The sequence below is a fragment of the Actinoplanes flavus genome (genome assembly GCF_017592555.1).
Classification (GTDB): Bacteria; Actinomycetota; Actinomycetes; order Mycobacteriales; family Micromonosporaceae; genus Actinoplanes; species Actinoplanes flavus.
Genome location: NZ_JAGFNS010000005.1, coordinates 311568 through 324704, shown reverse-complemented (window position 1 = coordinate 324704; position 13137 = coordinate 311568). Strand labels below are relative to the sequence as shown.

Here is a 13137-nt window from a genome sequence, read left to right as displayed (position 1 = left end):
TCAGGCCCCGAGCAGGCTCTGGCCGCAGACCCGGATCACGTTGCCGGTGATCGTCGCCGATCCGGGCGAGGCGAGCCAGGCGATGGTCTCGGCCACGTCGACGGGCAGGCCGCCCTGGGACATGCTGTTCAGCCGCCGGCCGGCCTCGCGCAGCCCGATCGGCATCGTGGCGGTCATCGCCGTCTCGATGAAGCCGGGCGCGACGGCGTTGATGGTGATGCCGCGCGGGAGCAGCACCGGGGCGTACGACTGGACCATCCCGATCACGCCGGCTTTGCTGGTGGCGTAGTTGGTCTGCCCGCGGTTTCCGGCGATGCCCGCGATCGAGGCGACGCCGACGATGCGCCCGCCGGAGCCGATGAGCCCGCGTTCCAGCAGCAGCTCGTCGACCCGTTCCGGGGCGGTGAGGTTGACGCCGATGACCGCGTCCCACTGGTCGGCGGACATCCGGGCGATGGTCTTGTCCCGGGTGATGCCGGCGTTGTGCACGACGATGTCGACGCCGGTGTGCGGTCCGGCGGCCAGGTATCCGGCCAGGCGTTCGGGCGCGTCGGCGGCGGTGAGGTCGAGTTGCAGGGCGCGCCCGCGGGTCTCGTTGGCCACGCCGGCGAGCGCGTCGCCGGCGGCCGGCACGTCGAGCGCGATCACGTCGGCGCCGTCGCGGGCCAGCACCCGGGCGATGGCCGCGCCGATGCCCCGGGCCGCGCCGGTGACCAGGGCGAGTCTGCCGTCGAGGGGCCGGTCCCCGTCGGCCGGCGTGGGCACGTCGCCGGCGCCGATCCGGACGACCTGGCCGGAGACGTACGCCGAGCGGCCGCTGAGCAGGAAGCGCAGCGTCGACTCGGTGGCCTGCTCGCCGCCGGGCGCCACGTAGACGAGCTGCGCGGTCGCCCCGCGCCCGAATTCCTTGCCGATGCTGCGGGTCAGGCCTTCCAGGCTCCGCTGCGCGGTCGCCTCGGCCGGCGAGGTGGTGGCTTCCGGTGGGGTGCCGAGCACCAGCACGCGACCGGAGACCTCCAGAGAGCGGGCGTACGGGTGGAAGAAGTCGTAGAGTGCCCGCAGCCCGGTGCTGTCGGTGATCCCGCTGGCGTCGAAGACGAGCGCGCTCACCCGTACTCCGTCCGGGGTTTGATCGGTGACCTCCACGCCCGCCGCGCCCAGAGTCTTGCGGATCGGCTCGCCGAGCCGGCCGCCCGGCGCCGCGCCCAGCAGGACCGGCCCGCTGACCAGCGGATCTCCGGGCTGATGGCGGCGCAGCCGGGGCGGATCAGGCAGCCCGAGGCGCTTGACCACGGTCCGGCCGAGACCGGAGTTGGCGAAGTTCGCGTACCTGTCAGCCATGCGAGTAGCCTACCGGTGAGTAACCGAGATTCTTCGATGTGGAGGATAGTCGTGGTGGACGTGCGCCGTGTGGCCGTGCTGGGCGGGAACCGGATTCCGTTCGCCCGCTCCAACAGCCGCTACGCCGAGGCCTCGAACCAGGACATGCTGACCGCCGCACTGGACGGGCTGATCGCCCGGTTCGGGCTGGCCGGCGAACGGCTCGGTGAGGTCGTGGCGGGGGCCGTACTGAAGCACTCACGCGACTTCAACCTGACCCGGGAGACGGTGCTCGGCTCGCGGCTGGACCCGCGCACCCCGGCCTACGACATCCAGCAGGCCTGCGGGACCGGTCTGGAGGCGGCCATCCTGGTGGCCAACAAGATCGCGCTCGGGCAGATCGACTCCGGCGTGGCCGGTGGCGTGGACACCACCTCGGATGCTCCGTTGCAGCTCAACGAGGACATGCGGCGGGCTCTGCTCCAGCTGAACCGGGCCCGCGGCCTCGGTGACCGGCTCAAGGCGGTGGCCAAGCTGCGCCCGCAGCACGCGATCCGGCCGGAGCTGCCCCGCAACGCCGAGCCGCGGACCGGCCTGTCGATGGGTGAGCACGCGGCGGTCACGGCCCTGCGGTGGAACATCGGGCGGGCGGAGCAGGACGAGCTGGCGCTCACCTCCCACCGGCGGCTCACGGAGGCGTACGATCGCGGCTTTTTCGATGATCTTCTGACGCCCTATCTGGGGCTGACCCGGGACCAGAATCTGCGCGCGGACACCAGCCTGGAGAAGCTGGCGAAGCTGAAGCCGGTGTACGGCGAGGAGAACGCCACCATGACGGCGGGCAACTCGACGCCGCTCACCGACGGCGCCTCGACCGTGCTGCTGGCCTCCGAGGAGTGGGCGGCGGCGCGTTCGCTGCCGGTGCTGGCCTGGTTCGCCGACTCGGAGACCGCGGCGGTCGACTACGTGCACGGCGACGAGGGCCTGCTCATGGCGCCCGCCTACGCGGTGCCCCGGATGCTGGCCCGCAACGGCCTCACCCTTCAGGACTTCGACTTCTACGAGATCCACGAGGCGTTCGCGTCGCAGGTGCTGGCCACTCTCGCGGCGTGGGAGTCGCCCGAGTTCTGCAAGGAGCGGCTGGGCCTGGACGCCCCGCTCGGCTCGATCGACCGGGCGAAGCTCAACGTCAACGGGTCCTCGCTGGCGGCCGGCCACCCGTTCGCGGCGACCGGCGGCCGGATCGTCGCGTCGCTGGCGAAGCAGCTCGCGCAGAAGGGCTCCGGCCGGGGCCTGGTGTCGATCTGCGCGGCCGGTGGTCAGGGCGTGGTGGCCATTCTGGAGCGCTGAGACCCATTGACGGGGCTTGTCCCGGAAGTTACGCCCTCGTAAGGTTACCGGCGAGTTAACCTGCCGGCGGAGGGGCTGACCGTGGAGTTCTGGCTCGACCTCAACGACGAACAGCGCGAGTTGCGCGACTGGGTGCACGGGTTCGCCGCGTCGGTGATCCGGCCCGCGGCCGCGGAGTGGGACGAGCGGGAGGAGACTCCCTGGCCGGTCCTGCAGGAGGCCGCGAAGATCGGCCTGTACGGGTTCGAGTTCCTCGCCAACACCTGGTCGGACACGTCCGGGCTGAGTCTGCCGGTCGCCAACGAGGAGCTGTTCTGGGGCGACGGCGGCATCGGCATGGCGATCTCCGGCACGTCGCTCGCGGTGGCCGCGATCTTCGGCTCGGGTACGCCGGATCAGCTGGTCGAGTGGGTGCCGCAGTGCTTCGGTGACGCCGCCGACCCCAAGGTGGGCGCGTTCTGCAGCACCGAGCCGGAGGCCGGTTCGGACGTGGCGTCGATGCGGACCCGGGCGGTCTACCACGAGGCGACCGACGAGTGGGTGATCAGCGGGCAGAAGGCGTACGCCACCAACGGCGGGATCGCGAACGTGCACGTGGTGACGGCCAGCGTCGACCCGTCGCTGGGTTCCCGGGGGCAGGCCGCGTTCATCGTGCCGCCCGGGACGAAGGGCCTGACCGGGACGAAGAAGCTGAAGAAGCTGGGGCTGCGGGCCTCGCACACCGCCGACGTGTTCCTCGACGACGTCCGGGTGCCCGGCGGTTGCCTGCTCGGTGGCAAGGAGGCGCTGGACAAGCGGCTCGCCAGGGCGCGCGAGGGGCAGCGGCGGTCCGGCCAGGCGGCGATGCGGACGTTCGAGCTGTCCCGGCCGGCGGTCGGCGCGCAGGCGATCGGCATCGCCCGGGCCGCCTACGAGTACGCGCTGGAGTACGCGAAGACCCGGGTCCAGTTCGGCCGCCCGATCATCGAGAACCAGGCGGTCGCGTTCGCGCTGGCCGACATGCGGATGGAGATCGACGCGGCCCGGCTGCTGGTGTGGCGGGCCGCGTGGATGGGCCGCAACGACCGGCCGTTCACCGCCGGCGAGGGCTCGATGTCGAAGCTGAAGGCCGGTGAGGTGGCCGTCGCGGTCACCGAGAAGGCGGTGCAGATCCTCGGTGGCGCCGGCTATCTGCGCGAGCACCCGGTGGAGCGGATGTTCCGGGACGCCAAGATCTACACGATCTTCGAGGGCACCTCGGAGATCCAGCGGCTGGTGATCGCCCGGGCCATCTCCGGCGTGCAGATCCGCTGACGTTTTCCCTCCCCGTGCGTCAACGTCACGGGCGGACTGGACCGGTCTCGTCCACTGTGGTCAAGGTGGGTCGCATGCGGCTGCTGCGGGGTGACGCGTTCGACGGGCTGTTCCGGTCCTTCGAACGGACGGCGTTCCACCTGGAGGTCCAGGACGTCTATCACACACGGGAGGAGTCGGCGCCGTTCCAGCGGTTCCTCGACGGCGAACCGGATGATCTGGGCTGGCAGCGGCCGTGGCTGGAGCTGGTCCGGGAGGTCACCGACGCGGGCCGCAGCGTCCGGCGGCTGCGGGTCGTGCCGGTGCCGCACCTGGACTACACGCGGTGGCTGCTGAGCATCTCCGGGTTCAACGTCGAGGCCGGCGAGGACATCCGCTGGCTGCCCCGGCCGGAGGCGGGCGGGCTGGCGGTCGCCTTCGACGACTTCTGGCTGTTCGACGACCGCCGGGTGGTGTTCACCCTGTTCGGACCGGACGGCGGCTTCGCCGGGGGCGCGCTCACCGAGGATCCGGCGATCGTCCGGCACTGCGCGCGGACCCGGACGACCCTGTGGACCGCCGGGACCCCGCACGACGACTACGTCAAAGGTTGACCTCGCTCCACACCGGCCGGCCGCCCTCCTCCCGGCGCGGCAGCATCGCCGGGTCGGGCAGGTCGAGCAGGTCGCTCGCCGGGGCGGCGATCAGCCCGTTGCGGTGGGCGATCAGCCGGTCCGCCTCGACCAGGTCGTCGAGCATCGCCGCGAGCCGGGCCGCGCCCGCCCGGTTGCCGCTCCAGCCGAACAGCCGCCCGGCCGCGGCCAGCAGGTCCTCCCCCTCGACCAGGCCGGCGTCGAGGACCAGATACTCCAGGGCCAGCTGGATCTCGGCGTCGGCGACCTGGTCGGGTTTGCGGTCGACCCCGTCGGCGGGCACCCGTACGGCCGGGATGGGCGCGTCCGGGGCGGTCACGAAGGTGCCGTCGAAACCGGCGCGGGAGTCGCGGACGGCCCTCTCGATCGCCGCCTTGATCGGCTGGGTGAGGCGGGCGATGCCCCAGCCCTCGCGGATCCGCCGGGTCAGCGTGGCCAGGTGCACCGGGCCCTCCACCTCGGCGACCCGCTCGACGGCCTCGATCAGCAACTGCCGGGCCACCGCGTCGGCGAGGCGGGTGGTGGCCGGCAGCGGCTCGATCACGGCGCGCTCGTAGGGCAGCGCCCACTCGGGCCGCTGCGCCGGGCGGGCGGTCAGCGTCTCGTCCTCGGTCTCGGCGAAGACGTCCGGGGTGGCCAGGGCGTTCTCCACCGCCGTGCGCAGCCGGGCCTCCTCGGTCTCCCGGTCGTGGTACCAGGCGACCGACCAGATCCGGTGCAGGTGCCAGCCGAGGCCGTGCAGCACCTGCTCGTGCAGGCGGTCCCGGTCCCGGGCGACCGGGGACAGCTGGTAGCCGGGGCCGTCGCAGCGCACGCCGAGGGCGTACGACTCGCGGGTGTCGTCCGGGTGGCGTACCCCGATCTCGACCCGGTGGCGGCCCGTGCCGGACCGCACGTGCACCGGGTAGCCCCAGTTCTCCAAAGTCTCCCGGATCGACTCCTCGAGCGGGGTGGGCTCCTGCTCGGTGGGCGCCGGCCCGCCGCGCTCGGCGTAGTCGAGGTAGGCGGCCAGCCGGCGTTCCCCCTCGCCGGCGGGTTCCTCACGGTCCCCGGCGCCGATCGCCGACACCACCTCGACCCGGTGCCGGGCCCGGGTGACGGCGACCGCGAGCCGCCGGGCGCCGGCGGGGCCGCCGGCCGCGTCCAGGCTCGGGCCGGTGGACAGGATGATCACGTCGCGTTCGTCGCCCTGTGCCGTCTCGGCGGCCTCGACCACGAAGTCGCCGAGGGAGCTTTCCAGGTCGGGGCGCCCGGCCAGTTCGGCCTCCACGGCGTCGGCGATCTCGTCGGCGTGGCCGGCGGTCAGCGTCACGACACCCAGCGACAGCGACGGCCGGGTGGTGAGGTGGTGCAGGACCCGTTCGGCGACCAGGGCGGCCTCGCTCGTACCGGCGGCCGGGTGCAGCTGGACGCCGAGGTCCGCGCCGGACGGGTGCGGGCTCGGGAAGGTGTTCAGCCGGCCCTGGTAGAAGGCCTGGTTGGCGAAGGCGATCAGGCTCTCGTGCCGGCTGCGGTAGTGCCAGGTGAGGGCGAGCCGGGTGAACGCGCCGCAGTCGTTCGCCACCACCAGCACCGACGGCTGGTCGCCGGCCGGTGGCAGCTGGGCGTCGTCGCCGACGATCACCAGGGACGTTCCCCGGTAGGCGCAGGCAACCGCGGCCGCCGGCGTCATCCGGGACGCCTCGTCGATCACCACGACGTCGAAGGACGCCTCGGCCGGCAGCAGGCGGCTCACCTCGGCGGGCGGCATGACCAGGCACGGCTTGAGGGCGGTGACCGTGTCCCAGGCGCCGGCGAGCAGGTCGCGTACCGGGAGGTGGCCGTCGTTCTTGAGGCCCTCGGCCCGGATCAGCGCGGCGCCGTCCCCGCCGGCGACCTCCGGCCGCCGCCGGTCGAGCACCTCGATGACCGCTTCGGCCGCGTCGGTGAGCAGCTCGGTGTCCAGGCGGCGGAATCCGGCGGCCAGCTCGTCGCGTACGACGGCGGCGAGCGGGTGGAACCGCTCGTCCTCGGCCAGGACGTGGTCGGTCCACGCCCGGTAGGCGCTGCGTTCCAGCACGTCGCCGAGCCGCTGTACGTCCACCGCGTGGTCGGCGCAGAAGTCGATGACGGTGTCCAGCCCGTACTCGGCGAGGACCGCGCGAGCCTCCAGGTACCGGAACCACTCCTGCTGGCCGGTGTCGTCGTCGAGCAGGTCGCGCAGCAGGTCGCCGGCGGTCTCGTAGCGGTCCAGGGTGGTGCCGAGCCGGACCTGCCGGGCCGGGCCGAAGGCGTCCAGGACGCGCTGCCGGGCCTGCTGCCACGCCGTGATCGCCGGGGTCAGGTCGGGGACCGGGCGGCCCGAGGTCAGCGCCTCGGCCTGTTCGGCGGTGAGCGCGGAGTCGATGCCGGTGCGCAGCGTACGGGCGTGCGCCGTCCACTCGATGGCGTCCTCGAGGGCGCGCAGGTCGGTCTGCCGTCCCCGGAACACCGGCCCCAGGGTGGTCTCGAAGGACCGGGACGCGGCGGTGAACGCGTTCTCGGCGTCGATCGCGTTCTGCCGCACCTCGATGATCCCGGCCGCCTCGGCGCCGTTGAGGTCGCGGCCGACGGCGTCGCCGAGCTGTCCCAGGATCGCGGCGAGGTCGCGCAGTGGCGCCACCTGGGCGCGCAGCCAGGCGATGGCGTCGTGCACCGGGCCGTGGCCGAGTTCCGGCCGCGCGGCCGGGTCGGGTTCCGGCCGCAGGGTGCCCCGCCAGTACCGGAACACGTCACGGGCCTCGGTGACGGCGCGGACCAGGTCGTCCGCCGGGTGCACCGCGCAGACGTAGTCGATCACCGCGGGCAGCGCCTCGGGCGGGGTGACCCGCAGCACCTCACCGGCCGTCTGGAGGGCCCGGCCGATCGCCGGGAAGTCGGTGTCGGACCGGTTCCAGAAGCGCCCGAGCAGGCCGGCATGCTGCCTCTCGGCGGCGATCAGGCCCTCGTGGGCGCGGCGCCAGGCGACCGCCAGCCCTAGTTCGGCGACCGCCTCGTCGACGGTGACATCCGGCTGGGTGAACCCGGCCACCGTCTCCCGGTCGCGCCGGTGCGGGGCGAGCAGCTTGCGGGCGCCGCGGTGCACGGTGGCGAACCGTTCGGCGAGGTCCTCGACCGGTTCGGTGAGCACCGCGGCGGTGAAGATCTCCTGCGCGGCGGCACGGGCCGCGGCCACCGCGTCGATGTGCAGCCGCAACGTGCTCGCGGCGTTGTGCACGGCGGACTGGGCGCCCGGGGCGAACCACGCCTTCTCCGGCTTGTCCGGGCGGCCGCCCAGCTCGGCGACCAGGTGCACCAGTTCGACGTCGGAGAAGGTGACCACGTCCGGCAGGCCGAGCCGGACGGTGGCCCGGTCCAGGTTCCGCTGCTGGTGCTCCAGCTCGTCGGCGTCCGCGGCGAACCGGCCGGCCAGCGCCTTGGCCTCGTCCGCGGTGAGCGGTTCGAGCCGGACCGCGGGCGGGTTCAGGCGGGGCGGCTCGGGCAGGGCGTCCAGGTCCATCGGGACGGCCAGGGTCTCCCAGCCGACACCGGCCCGGTGGCGGACCGCCTCGGCGACCCGGCGGGTCACGTCGAGATGCTGGGCGAGTTCCTCGGCGGCGGTCCGGACGGTACGCAGGGTGTTCGCCATGAGCCACTGGTCGGCGACGCCGGGCGGGCGCTGCGCGGCGTGCTCGGCGATCTCCCCGAGGGTGGCCGCGTCGGTCGGCAGCCGCAGGTGGAAGGCGGCGGCGATGGGCGCGTTCACCGCCACGGCGCCCTCCAGTTCCTCCAGGGCGAGCTGGGCCTCCAGCAGCGTCTCGCCGAGCGGTTCGCGTTCGGCGACCTCACGCCAGCGGAAGCCGCTGCGCTCGGTGGCGGGCCGCCAGGCGCCGGCCAGGCGGTGCGCGGCGTCGCGGATCCGGTCCAGGACCTCGTCGGTCAGGGTGGCGGCCGGCAGGGCCGGGGCCGGCGCCTCCGGCAGGCCGGCCAGCCGGGCGAATCGGCCGGCCACCTCGTACAGGCTGCGGCCGAGCGGGTGGCGGATCTCGTTGACGGCTTCGGCGTACGCGTTGAGCCGCTCCCGCCGGTCCCGCAGATCCTGGCGTGCCTCGTCGCTCATCGGTGTGCCGGGCAGCGGGTCCGCTTCCAGGGCGGCGGACAGCGTGGCCGCGACCTGCCGGCGCGACACCCGGTCGCCGTGCAGGTCGAGCAGGTAGTTGCCGAGCCCGGTGTCGGCCAGCCGGTGCTGGACGCTGGTCAGGGCGGACGCCTTCTCGGAGACGACCAGCACCCGTTTCCCGGCGTGGGCGAGGGCGCCGACCATGTTGGCGATGGTCTGCGACTTGCCGGTGCCGGGCGGGCCGTCGACGACGAAGCTGTGGCCCTCGCAGGCGGCGGCCACGCAGGCGCGCTGTTCGGCGTCGGCGTCCAGCACGAGCGGCACGTCGTCGGGCGGGGCGAGCACCTCGATCTCGTCCGGGGTGAGCGGGGCGAAGGTGAACGTGTTCTCGACGCCGTCGGCGGTGGCCAGCGCGCGGACCACCGGGTGGGCGAGGATCCGGTCCTCGTTCTCGGTCAGGTCGCGGCGGATCGCCTCGATGGCCGGGTCGAAGCGGCCGAGCACGGCCAGGTCGGCGGTGCGCCAGCCGGGCCGTCGCGCGCCGGCGGCGGCGACCTCGGCGGTGAGCGCCGCGATGTCCACGCCGGCCAGGTCGCCGCTCTCCGGCAGGGTGATGCCGAGCCGGGCGAGCCGGGCGGTGAGGGCCGGGTTGACCAGCGGGTCGCCGCTGCCGGCGCGCAGCCGGGGCACCTCGCCCGGGCCGAGGGCGACCAGGTCGACCGGGATCAGCAGCAGCGGGCTGGCGTGGCCGGCGCCGTCGTCGTCCTGCCAGTGCAGCAGCCCGGCGGCCAGGTGGAGCACGTCCACCCCGCGGTCGGCCCGTTCCAGCCGGGTCTGCCGGCGCAGGCGGCGCAGCAACGGCCGCAGCACCCCGTCCGGCAGCTCGGTACGCAGACCGCCGTCCTTCGTCCCGGCGCCGGCCCCGGACAGGGTGCAGTCGCGACCGTGGCGCAGCGCCTCGACGACGCCGGCCGGGTTCGGGGAGACGATCTCCACCAGGTCGGCGCCGCCGCGGGGCAGGTCGAGGAGGCGGTCGGCGCCGCCGGGATCGACGAGCCCCTCCCGCCAGGCCACGAGCGCCGCCCGGGCGTCCTCGCCCGGATCGGGGTGTCGTTCGTCATCGTCCGGCCGCATGTGCTCATTGCAGCAAGGCGGCCGCAGCCGTGCTGGCGATTCGCCCGGTTAGCCGGAACTCGGCCCGGAAAACTCGGACAAGCGCCCCGGACCGCGGCCGCTGTCCGCCTCAGCCCTGACGCCGCGCCACCAGGACCGCGTCCCGGACGGTGATCACGCGGCCGTCCGGGTCGGTCGCCGTCCGGGGGCGGGCCTCGGCGGTGAGCACCTTCCACGCCTGCGGGTCGAGTTCCGCGGCGATCTCCTCGGCGGTGAACAGCATGTCCGGGAAGTGGTGCCGGGCGAAGGTGGCCAGGTCGGACGGGTGGTGGCCGACCACCAGCAGGGTGCCGCCCGGGGCCACGGCGGCGGCCAGCCGGGCGTACAGCTCGCGGCGCTCCTCCGGCGGCAGGTGCATGAACTGGGCGGACACCAGGTCGTATGCCTCTCCCGGCGGGTCGGCGCGCAGGTCCGCGTGCCGGAACGTGACCCGCTCGGCCACCCCGGCCGCGGCCGCGTGCCCGGCGGCGCGCTCCAGGGCGACCGTCGAGATGTCCACGCCGGTCACCTCCCAGCCGTGTTCGGCGAGCCACACCGTGTCGGCGCCCTCGCCGCAGCCCACGTCCAGGGCACGTCCCGGGGTCAGCCCGGGCACCTCGGCGACCAGTTGCGGGTTGGGCCGCCCGCTCCAGATCGCGTCCTTACCGCGGTAGCGCTGCTCCCACGCCTCCTCGGTGAACATGGTGGAGATCCGCTCCCGGTAGGCGTCCACCGCCCGCCGGGTGTCCTCGGCGATCAGGTCCATGTTGATCGCGGCGGCGGCGGTCTGCCCGGCCGCGGCGGCCACCACGACGGTCGCGCCCAGGTTCGTCACGTTCCCGGCCACCCACACGCCGGGCACCCGGGTCGCCCCGGTCTCGTCGGCCGGGATCCGGCTGCCCAGCACGTGCCCGTGCATCTCGAACGGCTCGGCCGTCAGGTCCAGCGACTCCAGCACCCCGCCGCGGGCGGTGAACCGGGGCCCGGCCACCAGCGCGTCCACCGCGACCGTCTCACCGGACGCCAGCCGCACCCCGGTCATCCGGTCCGCGGACACCTGCACGCCCACCACCTCGCCGGCCACCACCGGGATGCCCCGGGCGGCGAGTTCCTCGGCCTGCTCGGCGCCGGGCTCGGCCTGGCCGTTGAGCAGGATCAGCACGTGCGGGCTGAGCTGGCGCCACATCTGCGCCTGGAGCAGGCTCAGCGGTCCGGTCGCCAGCACGCCGATCCGCTGTTCCCGCAGCTCCCACCCGTGGCAGTACGGGCAGTGCACCACGTCGCGGCCCCACCGCCCGGCCAGCCCCGGGATGTCCGGCAGCTCGTCGACCAGGCCGGTGGTGACCAGCAGCCGCCGCCCGCGGACCAGCCGGCCGTCGTCGATCGCCACCCGGAACCCGTCGCCGTCACGGACCGCCGACGCGGCGCGGCCGGTCAGCAGTTCGGCGCCGTAGCCGATGACCTCGGCCCGGCCGGCGGCCAGCAGCTCGGCCGGGGGTGTGCCGTCACGGCCCAGGTAGTTGTGCATGTGCGCGGCCGGGGCGTTGCGCGGCTCCGCACTGTCGACCACGAGCACCGACCGCCGCGAACGGGCCAGGGCCAGGGCCCCGCTCAGTCCGGCCGCGCCGCCGCCGATCACCACGACGTCGTACGTCTGCTCCTCCACGGCGTACTCCTCTCTCGCCTCTCCCGCTCACCGTGCCCAACGCTGCGGCACACCGGCAACTAATGTTGCTGTTATGGCAAAAGACCTGGAGTCCGCGCTCGCCGCCGTCGGGCCCCGGTTACGCGAGCTGCGCCGGCGGCGGGAGATCACGCTCACCCGGCTGGCCGAGACCACCGGGATCTCGGTGAGCACGCTGTCCCGCCTCGAGTCGGGCAGCCGCCGCCCCACGCTGGAGCTGCTGCTGCCGCTGGCCGAGGCGTACCAGGTCACCCTCGACGAGCTGGTGGACGCGCCGGAGACCGGCGACCCCCGGGTCCGGGCCCGGCCGATCCGGCGCGGCGGGCGCACGTACGTCCCGCTCAGCCGCCGGCCGGGCGGGTTGCAGGCCTTCAAGCAGATCCTGCCGCCCGAACCGGGGGCGTGCGGGGTGGAACAGCAGACCCACGAGGGCTACGAGTGGCTCTACGTGCTGTCCGGGCGGGTCCGGCTGCTGCTCGGCGACCACGACCTGGTGCTGACCCCGGGCGAGGCGGCCGAGTTCGACACCCGGTTGCCGCACGCCATCCTCAACCCCGGCCCGGAGCCGGCCGAGGTGCTCAACATCTTCGGGCCGCAGGGTGAGCGGGTGCACGTGCGCGCCCGCTCGACCCACGGGTCAGGAGACGATGTTGCGCAGTGAGCCACCGGAGCGATAGGCCGCCAGGTTCTCGCCGAGCAGCGCGGACGCCCCCTCCGGGCGGCCGCCGGCGGCGTGCGGAGTGATGATCACGTCAGGTTCGTCCCACAGGCCGGAGGCGACCGGCAGCGGTTCCTCGGCGAAGACGTCCAGGGCCGCCCCGCCGAGCCGCCCGGCCCGGATCGCGGCGAGCAGCGCCTCCTCGTCCAGGGTGGCGCCGCGGCCGACGTTCACCACCCAGGCGTGCGCGGGCAGCCGGTCCAGGATCGCGGCGTTCAGCACGCCGGCCGTCTCCCGCGTGGCCGGCAGGATGTTGATCAGCAGGTCGGTCTCCGGCAGCAGGCCCGGCAGGGCGGCGCCGGTGACGACCGGGAAGCCGTGCCGGACGCCCGCGTGGCGGGCCACCCCGGTCACGTGCGCGCCCAGCGCCGCCAGCAGCGGGGCCAGCCTCGCCGCGATCCCGCCGAATCCCCAGATCACCACGTTCGCGTCGCGCAGCGTACGGAAGGCGCCCGGCTCGTCCACCGGTTGCGGGCCGCCCCACTCGCCCGCCCAGCGGCGGCCGATCTGCGCCCGGACCAGCCGGTTGAGCCGCCGGGCGGCGGCCAGCACCAGGCCCAGCGTGTGCTCGGCGACGGTCCGGTCGTGCAGCCCCAGCCCCGCGGTGACCACCACGTCGGCGGCGAATCCGGCGGCCAGCACGGCGTCCGGCCCGGCGGCGAGCGTCTGCACCCAGCGGACCGCCTTGAGCCGCTGGGCCGCGTCGGACAGGTTCTGCGGCGTGTTGGCCCACACCACCAGCACCTCGGCGTCGGTGTGCTCGTCGGGCACCGGGCGGCGCACGTCGTAGACCGCGGTGGTCACGCCGGAGGGCAGTTCCGGGTCGAGGGGGATGGTGTCGGGCAGCAGAACCTTCATGGCGCTCAGCCTG

Annotated in this window: 8 protein-coding genes; 4 read left to right on the top strand and 4 right to left on the bottom strand. The window is 74.3% G+C overall.

Features of this window, described 5'->3' with window-relative positions; genetic code table 11:
• A complete protein-coding gene (locus J5X75_RS10300) occupies positions 1–1341 on the bottom strand; it encodes a 3-oxoacyl-ACP reductase (protein WP_208467103.1) in 1341 nt (446 codons plus the stop codon).
• Between the two features lie 51 nt (positions 1342–1392).
• On the opposite strand from J5X75_RS10300, the gene J5X75_RS10295 reads away from it, so the two are divergent.
• The 3 genes from J5X75_RS10295 (at position 1393) to J5X75_RS10285 (ending at position 4556) form a co-directional block, all read left to right on the top strand.
• Positions 1393–2670 carry an acetyl-CoA C-acetyltransferase gene (locus J5X75_RS10295; RefSeq protein WP_208467144.1) on the top strand — a complete coding sequence of 426 codons (1278 nt, stop codon included), beginning with the start codon at positions 1393–1395 and terminating at the stop codon, positions 2668–2670.
• A gap of 81 nt (positions 2671–2751) precedes the next feature.
• Positions 2752–3963, top strand: a complete 1212-nt coding sequence (locus tag J5X75_RS10290) for an acyl-CoA dehydrogenase family protein (RefSeq protein ID WP_208467102.1) — start codon at positions 2752–2754, stop codon at positions 3961–3963.
• A 74-nt stretch (positions 3964–4037) separates the two neighbouring features.
• On the top strand, positions 4038–4556 hold the full coding sequence (locus J5X75_RS10285) for a DUF6879 family protein (protein ID WP_208467101.1): 519 nt from the start codon (positions 4038–4040) through the stop codon (positions 4554–4556).
• Here the strand turns inward: J5X75_RS10285 and J5X75_RS10280 are convergent.
• Both J5X75_RS10280 and J5X75_RS45905 read right to left on the bottom strand, forming a co-directional pair.
• A complete protein-coding gene (locus J5X75_RS10280) occupies positions 4546–9846 on the bottom strand; it encodes a DUF3320 domain-containing protein (protein ID WP_208467100.1) in 5301 nt (1766 codons plus the stop codon). The two genes, J5X75_RS10285 and J5X75_RS10280, sit on opposite strands and share 11 nt — an antisense overlap.
• Before the next feature lie 109 nt (positions 9847–9955).
• On the bottom strand, positions 9956–11530 hold the full coding sequence (locus J5X75_RS45905; protein ID WP_208467099.1) for a bifunctional NAD(P)/FAD-dependent oxidoreductase/class I SAM-dependent methyltransferase: 1575 nt from the start codon (positions 11528–11530) through the stop codon (positions 9956–9958).
• 73 nt (positions 11531–11603) lie between these two features.
• Between J5X75_RS45905 and J5X75_RS10270 the strand changes: the two genes are divergently transcribed.
• On the top strand, positions 11604–12209 hold the full coding sequence (locus J5X75_RS10270; protein WP_208467098.1) for a helix-turn-helix domain-containing protein: 606 nt from the start codon (positions 11604–11606) through the stop codon (positions 12207–12209).
• Here the strand turns inward: J5X75_RS10270 and J5X75_RS10265 are convergent.
• Positions 12186–13124 (bottom strand): NAD(P)-dependent oxidoreductase, encoded by a 939-nt coding sequence (locus tag J5X75_RS10265; RefSeq protein WP_208467097.1) that lies wholly within the window; start codon positions 13122–13124, stop codon positions 12186–12188. The genes J5X75_RS10270 and J5X75_RS10265 overlap by 24 nt on opposite strands.
• Positions 13125–13137 lie beyond the last annotated feature (13 nt).